General features: G+C 45.2%; 11 protein-coding genes. 6 read left to right on the top strand and 5 right to left on the bottom strand.

Annotated features, from left to right (window positions below):
- Positions 1-722: 722 nt before the first annotated feature.
- The 4 genes from GXP65_RS04210 to GXP65_RS04195 all read left to right on the top strand — a co-directional run bounded on the left by GXP65_RS04210 (position 723) and on the right by GXP65_RS04195 (position 7,148).
- A complete protein-coding gene (locus tag GXP65_RS04210) occupies positions 723-1,940 on the top strand; it encodes an AAA family ATPase (protein ID WP_162092104.1) in 1,218 nt (405 codons plus the stop codon).
- Between the two features lie 7 nt (positions 1,941-1,947).
- A complete protein-coding gene (locus GXP65_RS04205; RefSeq protein ID WP_162092103.1) occupies positions 1,948-2,922 on the top strand; it encodes a ParB/RepB/Spo0J family partition protein in 975 nt (324 codons plus the stop codon).
- Between the two features lie 115 nt (positions 2,923-3,037).
- Positions 3,038-5,056, top strand: a complete 2,019-nt coding sequence (locus GXP65_RS04200; protein ID WP_162092102.1) for a GNAT family N-acetyltransferase — start codon at positions 3,038-3,040, stop codon at positions 5,054-5,056.
- Positions 5,057-5,468: 412 nt separating this feature from the next.
- Positions 5,469-7,148, top strand: coding sequence for a FapA family protein (locus GXP65_RS04195; protein ID WP_162092101.1), 1,680 nt, complete (start codon positions 5,469-5,471; stop codon positions 7,146-7,148).
- Positions 7,149-7,214: 66 nt separating this feature from the next.
- Here GXP65_RS04195 and GXP65_RS04190 read toward each other — a convergent pair whose 3' ends face one another.
- Positions 7,215-7,868 carry a CatB-related O-acetyltransferase gene (locus GXP65_RS04190; RefSeq protein WP_162092100.1) on the bottom strand — a complete coding sequence of 218 codons (654 nt, stop codon included), beginning with the start codon at positions 7,866-7,868 and terminating at the stop codon, positions 7,215-7,217.
- A gap of 92 nt (positions 7,869-7,960) precedes the next feature.
- On the opposite strand from GXP65_RS04190, the gene GXP65_RS04185 reads away from it, so the two are divergent.
- Positions 7,961-8,863, top strand: coding sequence for a LysR family transcriptional regulator (locus GXP65_RS04185; RefSeq protein WP_162092099.1), 903 nt, complete (start codon positions 7,961-7,963; stop codon positions 8,861-8,863).
- Here GXP65_RS04185 and GXP65_RS04180 read toward each other — a convergent pair.
- From GXP65_RS04180 to murQ, 4 genes are all read right to left on the bottom strand, one after another.
- On the bottom strand, positions 8,860-9,108 hold the full coding sequence (locus tag GXP65_RS04180; RefSeq protein WP_132698235.1) for a hypothetical protein: 249 nt from the start codon (positions 9,106-9,108) through the stop codon (positions 8,860-8,862). The genes GXP65_RS04185 and GXP65_RS04180 overlap by 4 nt on opposite strands.
- A gap of 224 nt (positions 9,109-9,332) precedes the next feature.
- The gene (locus GXP65_RS04175; protein ID WP_162092098.1) at positions 9,333-10,391 is read right to left on the bottom strand and encodes a porin; all 1,059 of its coding nucleotides are present in this window, start codon (positions 10,389-10,391) and stop codon (positions 9,333-9,335) included.
- A 152-nt stretch (positions 10,392-10,543) separates the two neighbouring features.
- Positions 10,544-11,998: a PTS N-acetylmuramic acid transporter subunit IIBC gene (gene murP / locus GXP65_RS04170; protein ID WP_162092097.1), complete on the bottom strand. Its 1,455-nt coding sequence runs from the start codon at positions 11,996-11,998 to the stop codon at positions 10,544-10,546.
- Positions 11,999-12,026: 28 nt separating this feature from the next.
- Positions 12,027-12,929: an N-acetylmuramic acid 6-phosphate etherase gene (gene murQ / locus GXP65_RS04165; protein WP_162092096.1), complete on the bottom strand. Its 903-nt coding sequence runs from the start codon at positions 12,927-12,929 to the stop codon at positions 12,027-12,029.
- A 242-nt stretch (positions 12,930-13,171) separates the two neighbouring features.
- Here murQ and GXP65_RS04160 point away from each other — a divergent pair, with 242 nt between their 5' ends.
- Positions 13,172-14,023: an SIS domain-containing protein gene (locus tag GXP65_RS04160; protein ID WP_162092095.1), complete on the top strand. Its 852-nt coding sequence runs from the start codon at positions 13,172-13,174 to the stop codon at positions 14,021-14,023.
- Positions 14,024-14,031: the final 8 nt, after the last annotated feature.

Raw genomic sequence — 14,031 nt, 5'->3', positions numbered from 1 at the left:
CCTTGTTCCTTGTTGCTATCTAGAAATTGGCGGAAGCATGATCATGATATCGCGTTCTACATTTTGTTTTCGATTTATTTTCATCGTTCCACGTTTTTATCTCTGATTTTGCCTCTATCCCCCAGTCTATCTGCATTCAGCCGTAAATTGACCGTGAAAAATCATGCTTCCGAGGACAAAACACACTTGATCATTTTTCCAGTAAATTGATCGCATTGAAAAATCGATGTGTGGCGTACAAGGACACATAACTTCCTTGATCATGCTTTCGTATTTTCTGTTCTTACCGGAAGTATGATCATGAAGACTCCTTGATCATACTTCCGTTTAATATCGCTGTTTTACATGCCTAAACATACTGGACGCATGATCAAGGCTGGTTTTCCTTGTATTTTTAAATTAAAACGCTGAGCCACCATCAAACACTAGATTCATCTCACACTATCCGTAATTTAGTGCCTTTTTATAATCGTTCCGGAAAAACGTTAGATTTACATTGTAAATACGTGACAGTGTGACATTTTTATTCTTTCAAGGTTTGAAGCACTTTATTCGCATAGATTTGATTAAATTTTGTGATGTTTTTAAGGTGAAATCATAAAACAGGCGTTTGTGAGTATTTTTTATGTGATGGTTATTCAAAATGTTCGTGCACCTTTTTGTTGTTTTAGGATTGCAGTGCTGTACAATTAAAAACAGATATCCTTCCAACGGAATTTGGCATGAAAAGAGAAACAACGATTGAAAATCTCCAAGAGTTAGCGGAACTTACCCAACAAGTTCAAGCTGACCGTATTGAGATTGTTTTGGAAGAGCGTAGTGACAACTACTTCCCACCAATGTCTAAGGCAATGATGGAAACCCGCTCAGGTTTGACTCGCCGTAAGCTGGACGATGCTATCGGTAAGATGGAAGCGGAAGGTCATCAATTTACAAAGAATAATGCCAACCATTATTCAATCACGCTTGAAGAAGCGCACATGCTAATGGATGCGGCAGAAGTGCCTAAATTCCATGAACGCAAAAAGAATTCTGAAAACAAACCGTGGATCATCAACGTACAAAACCAAAAGGGTGGTACGGGTAAATCGATGACAGCGGTTCACTTAGCGGCATGTCTGGCGCTAAACCTAGATAAACGTTACCGCATTTGTTTGATTGACCTTGACCCTCAAGGTTCTCTGCGTCTGTTCTTGAACCCACAAATCAGTGTGGCAGAGCACGACAATATCTATTCTGCAGTTGATATCATGCTTGGTAACGTGCTAGATGGCGTTGAAATCGATCGTGAGTTTCTACACAAGAACGTGCTGTTGCCAACGCAATACCCGAACTTGAAGTCGATTTCTGCTTTCCCAGAAGACGCCATGTTCAACGCAGAAGCGTGGCAAACACTCTCTGAAGACCCATCGCTAGATATCGTTCGTCTGTTGAAAGAGCAGTTGATTGACAAGATCGCGAATGACTTCGACGTGATTATGATTGATACCGGTCCACACGTTGACCCGCTAGTATGGAATGCAATGTACGCATCAAACGCGCTATTGATTCCTTGTGCAGCGAAGCGTCTTGACTGGGCTTCAACAGTAAATTTCTTCCAACACCTTCCAACGGTTTACGAGATGTTCCCGGAAGATTGGAATGGTCTTGAGTTTGTTCGTCTTATGCCAACCATGTTTGAAGACGACAACAAGAAGCAAGTTTCTGTTCTAACTGAAATGAACTATCTTCTAGGTGACCAAGTTATGATGGCCACCATTCCTCGTAGTCGCGCATTCGAAACCTGTGCTGACACCTACAGCACCGTGTTTGACTTAACCGTAGGCGACTTCGAAGGTGGTAAGAAAACACTCGCTACTGCACAAGATGCGGTACATAAGAGCGCACTAGAACTAGAGCGCGTACTGCACTCTAACTGGCCGTCACTGAATCAGGGGTAATGAATAAATGGCATTGAAAACGTCAGAATTAAACGCGAAATTATTTGGTAAAACCAATAAGCGTCGTGTTGCGACACCTCAAGAAGCGCAAACGGCAGTAAAAGACAAAGCACAAACTATCGAACTTGCTGTAGCAGGCGAGAACACCGTTCAGTTTGAATTGGTGCGCATTCCTGCAGATAAAGTGGCGACAGACACTAGCGTATTTGCAGAGAACGCTCGTGAGCAATCTTTCCTAAACGAACACGCTTTATCGGATGTGTTGGTGACGTTGAAAGAACGTGGTCAACAGTATCCAGCGGTTGGTCGTCGCACTGAAGACGGCAAGATTGAAGTATTAGACGGTAGCCGCCGTCGTATGTCTTGTATCTTAGCGGGACAGGATTTCTTGGTTTACGTTGGTGACGGCATCAACACAGACCATGCGAAGTTCCTTTCTGATGTTGCAAACGCGCACAAGCCACTCTCTCTATACGAAAAAGGTAAAGAGATGCAGGCGAAGCTTGAAAGTGGCGAAGCTGAAGACCAAAAAGCGTTGGCAAAAATGTTCCAGTGCAGTGAAGCATTGGTGAGTGGCGCATTAAAAGCCGCTGCACTTCCACTTGAACTTCTGCAAGCTTACCCGAATGTTGGTGATTTAGGTCGTCCAACGATTGTTAAGCTGCATAAGCAATTCTCGACGTTGAACGGCGAACAACAACAAAACTTGTTGGATAAGTGTCGTACGTCGGAAGGTTATTTGTGGCAGCGCAGTACAGCTCAAGGTGTGGCCCGTCTTACTAAAGAAGTGACAGAAAGCATCGAAAGCTGGATTGCAGAATTAGCGCCTGCGAAGCCGGCTAAGAAAGCAGAAAAAGTCGATTTAGTTAAAGGTCGTGCAAGCTACAGCCGTAAAGGTAACAACCTTGCTCTTAACTTGAAGAAAGTAGACGACAGCTTGATGGAAGAAATTCTGGCTTTCGTTGAGAGCAAAATGAAGTAAAACCCTCCTTGTTTGAAACCGCCTTCGGGCGGTTTTTTTATGTCTGCAATTTGGCAAAGTCTCCATGAATCGAGATGTGATAATATGGCGTCAGTTTAATGCTTGGATATACGTAATGCTCGCACAACCTGAATTCCTTCCTCAGCTTCAGCTCCAATCTTACAAAGCCTTTCAACGCAACGGCGTAGTGATTTATGGTGATGCCGATTGGCAAAACACCTTGATTGCCGACTTTCATCAAAAGCAACAAAATCAAACGTGGTTCTGTGTTGGGGATTGGCAACTAGAAAATGCCCTCTGCATAAATGCAAAGCAAGGCAATATGTTGCTCGGTCGCGAGTGTGACGTTTTGCTGTTTGATGCGAGAAAAGAGCTTGATGCTAACAGTTTTACTTCGGCTCTTGGCGCGCTCGTCGGCGGTGGACTATTGATTGTGGTTGCCAATAAAAACCAAGAAGCGGATGAAGCCGAACTGTGGATGCAAACGCAATGGCAACAACTCACCGTTATTGAGGAAAATTCACCATTACCTCAACTACCAGATTTCATTCAAGCGGAAAAAGCGCATCAGTATAGCGAGCAAACTGAAGCGGTTTCTTTTATCGAAAAAGTGGTGACAGGGCATCGTAAACGTCCGTTAGTATTAACCGCCGATCGTGGTCGAGGAAAAACCAGTGCGTTAGGCATTGCATGCGCGCAGCTTTTAGAGCAAAAGCCACTGCGAATTCTCGTCACAGCGCCAAGCATCAAAGCGGTTGAACCGGTCTATCAGCACGCACTGAGAATGCTATCAACCGCAGAGCGGGTTAAGAAAGATCGATTAGAAGCGGGGCAGGGCTACATTCAGTTTATTGCGCCGGATGAATTACTCTCTACTTTACCTGAGTGTGATTTGTTGTTGGTTGATGAAGCTGCTGCGATTCCGGTTCCTATGCTTAAGCAGATTACTGAGCAATATCATCGTCTCGTGTTCTCAACAACCATTCATGGTTATGAAGGTTGTGGCCGTGGCTTCACGCTTAAGTTTGTTGATTGGCTACAAAAGCAAAGACCAGGAATGAAGCTTTATCATCTTCAACAACCTATTCGATGGGCGACAAACGATAATTTAGAAGCATGGCTCTACCAAGCATTTTTGCTGGATGCAGAACTCACTCCGAGTCAGCCTGTCGAGCTTGGCGATATTTCATTAATCAACCTCCGTAAGTCAGCGTTGATTTCTAATCCTTCCGTATTGAAAACGTGCTTCGCGTTACTCGTGAATGCGCATTATCAAACCTCGCCAAATGATTTGTTGCATCTCCTGCAAGATGAACATTGCCAGATTTACGTAGCTCAGAATAATAATGAAATCGTTGGGGTGATGTTAACGGTGGAAGAGGGCAACCTCGATTCGAATCTCATTAAAGATATTCAGCTTGGGAAACGTCGTCCGAAAGGGCATCTGACGCCAGTGACCCTCATCAATCAACTTGGTTACGCTGATGTGGGTGCGCTTTCTACTTTGCGAGTGATGCGAATTGCAGTTCATCCAGACTTGCAAGGTCAGGGGATTGGCCAACAAATGTTGAAGCTGCTGGAACAAACTACGGCGCCACATATCTCTTATTTGTCCACCAGCTTTGGAGCAACAGAAGAACTGATTGCGTTTTGGAAGCTATCTGGTTTTGAATCCATTCGTCTTGGAAGTATGCGAGATGCGGCAAGTGGGTGTTACTCGTTGTTGATGGTTCGTCAATGTGGCTCACAACAAACTTGGATAAACGAAGCCAAGTTGCTATTCGAAGAACTGTTGCCATTGAGTGCAGCGTCTACGTATCCTAAGTTAGAGCCAAGTTTGCTTCGCGCGCTATTACCAACCTCGGTATCTACTTGCCCGTCCCATTTAACGAAGCGCACTTTAATCGAGTGTTATGCTCAAGGTGGTAATAACTTTGAATCGGTCTCTGTTTGGATTCAGCAATGGTTACTGCAATGTGGTTTGGCTGATGTGTCTGACTTGATGATCAGTAAATTATTCTTAAACAAAGACTGGAGTGAGTGCGCTAAGCAATATGGCTTGCCGGGACGTAAGCAAGTTGAAGCACATATAAGAAACGAGCTACAAGTTTTGATAGCTAAATTTACAGTGTAAACAGAGCGAGTAATTTACAATGTAAATCCTCCCTTTTGATTTGGCACTTTTTAGTCAAGGGCTACGGCAAGGTGTAAAGACAATCTCAATTTACACTGTAAATGGGAACTCGTTCTTTTGAATGATATTGATATTTGAGCTAAATAAGCAATTTGTAGTCTAGTCACTATGGCCATTAAGCATACCTCCACTTTTATTTAGATATCGCTTGCTATGTACCAGTCAAACTTAGGCAGTGTGGCTAATAAATGAATCCAAACTCGATTTAGAAATTCTGTGTTTGTCTGCTTCAAGCTCAGAAATTGCGGGACATCCTTTAGTGATGTGAGCCTGATTCTGAGAATTGAGAGGTTTGTTCAGAAAATGATTTTGGTTAGACTGAGTTAGGTGATGGGTAGCAGATGGATTGGTTATGTGGAAGATATGCCTTGAATGGTCGGAAGACAAAACGAGGATTTTTGCCCGCTTACCAGGAGATGTTGAACTGGGAAGTGAGCTAAATCAAAAGGAGTTGCCTGAACAGCTTCAAGCAATGAATGCCAGTCAGGCGTTTGTGGATGACGCTGAAGTGGTTCGATTCATTAACTGTGCTCGTGAGCGTAAAGCTGAAGCATACGAAGGCATCGTCGTCGCACAGATTAAGAATGCTCAGGTAGAAGTTGAACTGTCGAACAACGACATGCTCGCTAGTATGAACATCACTGGCGCTTATGGTGGCCGCGGTTTGCGTGGTCCTGAAATCGTTCAAGCGCTTGCTCATGCGCGAGTGTCGAAAGGCATCAACAAATTGGCGCTCAAAAAAGTCATGGTCGTCAGTAATCAACTTAAACCCGGAGAAACCTTCACTCAACCTGTCGCCGTTGGCAAACAACCTGTCAAAGGTAAAGACGCTATCTTTACGCCTCTCGTCAAAGACATCACCAAACGTATCCTCAAGCCAAAAGAAGGCCAAACCACTTGCGATAAGATTGATTTACGTAACTTAGGTGAAACCATTGCCGTTGATATTGGCGACGAGGTCATGCATCGAACGCCTGCTACCAAGGGTATTCCAGGCTTTACTGTGCAAGGTCGCGTGATTCCTCCTCAAGCAGGCAAAGACAGCCCTATCAAACCGGGCAAAGGAACCGAAATCAGCAAAGCCGATCCTAATCTTCTGATTGCTTCTGTGTCTGGTACGCCTCTCATCAAAGACAAAACCATTGAAGTTGATAATGCGCTGTGTCTGAACAGTGTGGGCGTAAATACCGGACACGTTAAGTTTAAAGGCAACGTCATCATTGGCGGCAATATTGAATCTGGCATGATCGTTAAAGCGACCGGCTCTATTACCGTTGGTGGCTTTATTGAATCCGCGGACGTACAAGCTGAGGGTGACATCCAAGTGGCGAAAGGCATTATTGGCCACACAGTGAGTGATGGTCAGCCGAAGAGTTGCCACGTTCGAACCAAAACATCGATTCGTGCCAGTTACGCCCAGTATTGTGAATTGCAGTCTGGCGAGGATATAGAGCTCGCTGTACACAGTATGAATAACGACATTGTGTGTGGACGCAACCTGACGGTACTTGATGCCAGCGGTAAAAACGGCACTTTAAGCGGTGGTGATGCCAAAGTAGGAAGTAAGGTACTTTGTTCTCAGCTTGGTGTAGAAGGTGATACAGCAACGAAAATCGAGGCTTTTGCCTGTTACGCTGTATTCAAAGAGCGTATTACCAACTTAAAAGAAGAATACAAGTCCGCCCAAGAAGGCACGATGGATGTGATTCGTAAGGAGCTTGAATTTAAGAAGCGCCCGAAAGCAGAACGTACCGACGAAGAACAAGCTCAAATCGAAGTATTAAAGGCACAAAACAATGAGCGTCTTGATGAGGTTAAACAGAAGCTAGAACACACAGAGCACGACTTTGAGGTCTCACTGGAAGAGAATATTGTCGAAGCCAAAGATCGCGTTTTTACCCGTGTTACGGTGCAATTTGGAGACGAGCAGGTGACAACCAAACGCACCCATGGCGGTTGTGTGTTTAGCTTTAACCAATACGAAATCAAAGTGGCGGCAAATTTAGAGGAAGAAGACGTCGTCGCGATTTAACTCTTTAATTGGAAGATTGAAAAAAGCCCGTGTATTGAGAGGTACACGGGCTTTTGCTTTTAAACGCTAGGCAATGTGTTCTTGGTAGTAAGCACCAAGCGCGCGTACATCACTGCTGCACATTATCTTCATTGCTTGTTTAATATGGTTAATGGGCCAATCCCACCATTTAATCTCTGACAACATGGCAACACATTCGTCGTCAAAGCGCTGGCGAACAATATGATTGTGACCAACAACAATCGAGTAGGGCGGGACATCTTTAGTGATGACTGAGCGCGCACCAATCACGGCACCATCTCCAATCTTGATGCCCGGCATGATCATCGCTTCGCTACCAATCCACACGTCATTACCAACTACAGTATCACCTGCGCGTTCAAAGCCGCTTTGTACATCTTCTCCAAACTCTTCAGGAGAGAATGGAAAGGTCGAAATCCAATCTACCCGGTGGCCTTGATTGCCAGCCATCATAAAGGTCGCGCCAGAAGCGATTGAACAGAACTTGCCAATGATCAGTTTGTCCACTTCACCATAAGCGCCATCTTGCCACTCTTGTTGGGTAACGCTGTCGCCCATCAAATAACGAACCGATTGATCTTCAAATGTTTTACCGTGATAAAACCCCGAGTAATAACTGTAGTCTCCTACCTCAATATTCGGGTTAGTGACATGGTCTTTGATCACTTGCCCTTTTAACCAAGTATCGAATACGTTCATTCGTGATTCTCCGTTCCAATTTTAAGTTGTAAGCAGTGTAGAGCCTTTCTATTATTTCCAGTAGATTATTTTTAGAGAATCATAATTACCATATGGAAATAAAGTGGCTAAGCTATGTGCCGATGTACATCGCTCTATGTGAAGAGAAGAGTATTGCTGGTGCGGCGAAAAAACTGCGTTGCTCAAACGCGCACGCGAGCCGTCAATTGAGGCAGTTAGAAGAGATTCTGTCAGTGCAGTTGATTCAGCGTACAACAAGGCAATTTAATCTTACTTACGATGGGCTGCGCTTTTATCAGCAAGTAAAGGGTTTGATGGAAGGAGCGGAGCAGATTAATGAACAAGTGATGGAAAGTGACCGAGTCGCCGGGCATTTGCGCATCGCCGCGTCGGCGTCATTTGGGGCTGCGTTATTGAACCGAGCCTTGATCGAGTTTCGCCAGTTATATCCTGAAGTGACGTTCGAAGTGATCTTTTCAGAAACGCCTTTGGATCTTATTGAGTCTGGCTTTGATGTGGCGTTTTTCTTCACGAATAATCCACCCGAGGGCTATATTGGCCACCATCTGCGCTCTTTACACTGTAAACCGTTCGCACACAAAGCGTACTTGTCTAACAAACCAAACATAACTACGCCGGAAGAACTTCATCAGCTTGACCATATTGTGTATCGCAATGAAGCATTGAACCTCGATACGTGGCACTTTCATCATAGGGAAACCAAGCAAAAAGTTTCAGTGGCTTTGCAAAGTGTACTTAGCTTTAATTTAGTTCAATCTATGCTTGAAGCCACTCTTGCGGGATGTGGCGTTGCAATGTTGGATGAATTCGCATTGGAGAAACTTAGCGGTGAAGAGCTATCGCAACTCGTGCCGTTACTCCCTGAATGGCAAACTGATGCGATCCTACCGCTCTATATTCTGTATCCTAAACGTGAGCATTTACCAAAGCGAACGCAGGCGTTTATTGAGCATTTCAAAAAGCAATCATTTTAAATAGATAGGTTGTCTTGAGCGTGCAGGTCTTTAATCTCTGCAGTGCCTTGAAAGTGTTGATTACAAGTGCGGCAGTAGAATTGAGGCGTTAACTCGTGATAGTGGTTACCGGTAAAACAGCGTGATACCAACACCATTAAACGGGCTGTTTTGCCGTTGATGTTTTCAGGTTGAGTGTTGATGCGTTTCATCACGCGTTTGTGTTCAGTCGGTTTGTTGCAGTGTGAGCAGAATTTTACAGGCATAAGGCTCTCATATTGATTCAGTGATGATTAATTGATGAGAGAGTACTTTGCTGAATGATGAAAAAGTAAACATGCATGTAATGATAATTGACAGCAATGCCTATTAGGAAACTCATAGAGTGGCTAGTAACTGAAAAGAAGGAAGATTTCACTCCTCGATATTTTAAAGGCAGGAAAAATATCGAGGAGGAAATCTTAGCTAACTAAAACGAGTGTATGGACATTTACAGCTCGTAACGTAGCCCGAAGTGGTAGTAGCTTTCATCTGCATGTGCACCACCAAACGAGACTTCTTGTGCGTTGTCGTAACCGCGTGAGCCATTACGGTCAACGTAACTTGTGTAGATAGAAGAGCGAGGGGTCAGTTTGTATTGCACTTCAACTGTCGTATCTTTCAGCTCAAGATCGTCGCCGTCGCTGTTTTCTAGAGAGCGGTAACCTGCACGTAGCGCCCATTTGTCATTTACACTGTAAACTGCGGTCAGCTCCATGACTTTATCGGTACTGGTTTCCGAGAAGTAACCTTCTAGCTCATCTTCTGAGTAAAGCGCGCCTAACATCAAATCACCCAAGTAGTAACGCGTACCTGCACCCCAGAAGGTGTAATCGGTATCGTTATTTTCACGCGTATCGCCCTTGCTCTTTTGCATTGCAACTACAGGAGCTAGTGTGCCTAAATCGCCCATTTCTAGGGTGTAACGTAGTGCTGCGTTGTAGCCGTAATCGAGTTCAGAGGTGCTGTTACCAATAATGTAAGCCACAGATGCATCGAAGTTACCAATGCGGTTTTGGTATTGCAGCGTACCGTCTTGACGGAAAACTTGTGTCGCGGTTTTATCCACTTTATTTGCTTGGCGTGCCATAGATACGTCTGACGACGCAAATACATCACCAATGTCGGTGAACATGATTAATCCTGACGCAACACGACCACCTGTGATTCGACCGTAATCTTGCGCATCAATACCAGCCCAAACGTAACGCGCTGTCAGAGAAGGCTTGTCGTTCACTTGGTTGGCGTATTCTGCTGCACCCACTTGGTATTGCGCTTGGCCAATGACAGAGGCGTGTTCGTTGATGGTTTGTGAGCCATTCAAACCAATACGGCCATCAAATTCGCCATTGGCATCACCGTGTTCATCATTTTTATTGGTGACGTTAAAACCAAGACGAGAGTAAATGTTCAAAACCGACCCGTCTTCTGCTTGGTAAAGTTGAGCAGCCATCGCTGCGTTCGATGCCATCAGAGTAGGGAGAAGTAGAGTCAAAATGTGCTTTTTCATGTGAACGACCTTTTCGTTTCTATTGTTTTTAAGCACGACAAAGCCCATTCCGAATAACGGAATAAAATCAATGTCGTGAGAAGTAGAGAGAGGATGCGCCCTTGAAAGCTCAAGGACGCGAGCTAGTCCATTCCTATAGGGGTTAGAATGATTTAGCTTAAATCAACGTCTTTGCAGCCAAAGAAGTAGGTAGCTAGGAAGCCAACGATGTAAGAGATAAGTAGGCCACCAACGAACACCATCATGCCGGCAAATATGCCGCTAGCCGAGGTCATCAGAGGGATTGCAACGATACCAGATGGTCCGAAGACGGTGTTTAAACCGACAGGCAGGCCAAGGTAAGAGACAAAACCGATAAAGAAGCCACCCGCTGCGCCGCCAATACAAGCGGTTACGAACGGTTTAACGCGCGGTAGCGTCACGCCGTAAATCAGGGGTTCACCGATGCCAAGTAGACCTGGAATGATGGCACCTTTTACTTGTGTGCGTAGCAGTGCGTCTTTCTTGGCTTTGAAGTACAGCGCCATAGAAGCACCTACTTGACCGCCACCAGCCATCGCTAGGATAGGAAACAGCGAGTTAAAACCTTGTGCTTCCATCAGGGCAAAGTACACCGGCACAAACCCTTGGTGGATACCAAATACCACGGAAATTAAGAACAAACCTGCCAAAATCGCGGCGCCTAATGGGTTGTCGTTCAAGTTTAGGAACAACCAAGACATGCCTTTGAATAGCTCACCACCGATTGGCATGATGATCAAAAACGTTACTGCACCCATGATCAAAAGCGTGACAACTGACGTTAAGATCATGTCCAGATCGTCGGGCATATACTGACGCACTTTTTTCTCGACCTGAGCACCAATGATCGCTGCCATCAAAACGCCAATAATGTTACCGCGCGGGTCAATCGCAAAACCGAAGAACTCATTCATTCCTGAATAAATACCCGACGTTGCATCGGGGTTGTAACCCAACACAAATAGCGAAGCGAGTATGGCGCCATTGACACCTGAGCCACCGAAAGCTTGTTGAGCGTTGTAGCCAATTAGAATGCTTAAGAAAGCGAACAGGCCTTTACCAAAGACCTTCATGTAGGCAATCAAATCCAACATAAACTGGCTGGGCGTTTGGTCGAGCACGAAGATTTGTTCCAATAACGTGGCAAAACCAAGCAGCAAACCCGCAGCAATAAAGCCGGGAATCAGCGGTGTAAAGATGGTGGCAAACTTACTCAGAAAACGCTGAACCGCACTGGTTTGCTTACTCTTCATCTGTTTTTTCTGCTCTGCAGCGACTGCAGAAAGATCCTGTTGTGGTGCGTCAGGCTCTTCGCTGTCACCAGAGATTAAGCTGTCGATCAACTTATTCATCATATCGGCAGCTTGCTGAGCTTTACCGGGACCAAGAATGATCTGGAATTGCTCGTCGCTTTCTACCACACCCATTACGCCGGGAATTTGTTTAATGACGGATTGATCCGCCAAGCTGTTATTCACGAGAGATAAACGCAAACGCGTCATACAGTTACCGCACTTACTTACGTTGTTACTGCCACCCACTGCGGCGAGCAATTGCGATACGGTGTTAGAGGTAATTTTGGCCATAGGGACTATCCTTCAGGACTAGGGCTATTTAGTTATTATTTAGTGCTGCACGAATAAAACCGTTGTGCTCGGCGAGGCGAGACTTGGCTTGCTCAGCATCCAAATCAGCCAGAATCATTAAAATTGCGGTTTTACAGTGACGTTCACACTCTTCAAGGGCTTTTTCTGCTTGTTCTTTTGTTGCGCCTGTTGCCTCAATCACAATGTTAGTTTGACGCTGAATCAGTTTGGCGTTGGTGGCTTCTACATCCACCATTAAATTGCCAAACACTTTACCGCTGCGAATCATTGCGCCAGAAGTCAGCATGTTCAGCACCAATTTTTGTGCTGTGCCCGCTTTCATGCGTGAAGAGCCGGTGACGACTTCTGCGCCCACTACCGGAAGAATGGCGATGTCGGCCGCTTCTGCCATTGCACATTCAGGGTTACATGCGATTGATGCCGTTGTTGCTCCAACAGATTTTGCGTACTCCAAACCACCTAAAACATAAGGAGTACGGCCACTGGCAGCGATGCCAACCACAACATCATGCTGAGTCAGATTCAGCGTTTTTAAATCGTCTTGGCCCATTTGAGCGTTGTCTTCTGCGTTTTCTACCGCTTTCAAAATCGCTTGATGACCACCAGCAATTAAACCAATAACCATATCTGGGTGTGTGCCATAAGTTGGAGGGCATTCACTCGCATCAAGAATACCAAGGCGGCCAGATGTACCTGCACCCATGTAAATCAAACGGCCACCATTGGCGAACGCTGCAGTAATGGCATCGACGGTTTGCGCGATTTGTGGCAATACGGCTTGCACCGCTAAAGCGACTTTCTGATCCTCTTGGTTAATGACTTGCAGCATCTCGATGGTAGAAAGCGTATCGATCTCTGCGCTCGCTGGATTGCGGCTTTCTGTCACCAATCGGCTTAAATCAATTTTCATGTTTTGTACTCTTCGTAAATGTTCAATCTGAGGGCGATTCTATGGAATAAAATATTCAGGTTTGGTGATAAAAATCACACTTGAGGTTATTCTTTGTTCAGTGAAAATTTGGAATAATGACAGAGAATACTGATGAGATAACCTACGTAGAAACAAGGGTTGTTAAGTTAATCAGGCAGTTAAACAAAAGTGTGATTATTTCTGTTTTGGAATAATTTATTTAAAGTTTTTGGAATTTTGTCGTGTCCGTTATCAATAAAATCGTCGCAAGACGTACTCAACTCTCTCAAAGTGGTCGTTTGGTTGGCGATTGGATTGTCGAAAATGCAGCGAAAGCCGCGCAATTGACCAGTCAAGAGCTTGCTGCGCAAGTGCAAGTGAGCCAGTCAAGCATCGTCAAATTCACCCAGAGAATTGGCTATAAAGGCTACAGCGAGTTCAAATTGGCGTTGAACGAAGAGATTGGTCGTAAGCAAGCGATGCAATCCACGCCTCTGCACAGTGACATTTTGGCGGATGACCCGATTGCGGTGATTTCGCAAAAACTGGTTAAAGCGAAAACCGACGCTATGTTCCAAACGACCAATGCGCTCTCTTATGAGGCGTGTCATCAAGCGGTGAAGTGGTTGAGTGAAGCGCGCCGTGTGCAAGTGGTGGGTATTGGCGGCTCTGCGCTTACGGCAAAAGATTTGAGTTTTAAACTGCTTAAGCTTGGGATTACCGCACTATCAGAACAAGACAGTCACGTACAAATTGCGGTTGCGCGCACGCTCTCTTCACAAGACGTGCAGATCGCGATTTCTTTTTCAGGAGAACGCAAAGAGATTCTGGTGGCTGCGGAAGCGGCGAAAGAGCAGGGAGCAAAGGTGATTGCTTTGTCAGCTCCGGGGAGAAGCCGCTTGAGAGACATCGCGGACATCACGTTTGATACCATCGCCAATGAAACAGAGCATCGCAGCTCTTCCATTGCTTCGCGTACGGCACAAAACGTGATTACGGATCTGCTGTTTATTATTTTGGTGCAGCAAAGAGACGAAAGCGCGCGTCAGTTGATCAGTGATATCAGTACCGATATCAAGCAGATCCTTACTTGATCGCTTCG

The sequence above is a fragment of the Vibrio sp. LB10LO1 genome, from assembly GCF_010092875.1.
Lineage (GTDB): Bacteria > Pseudomonadota > Gammaproteobacteria > Enterobacterales > Vibrionaceae > Vibrio > Vibrio campbellii.
This window is presented reverse-complemented; position numbering and strand designations above follow the sequence as displayed.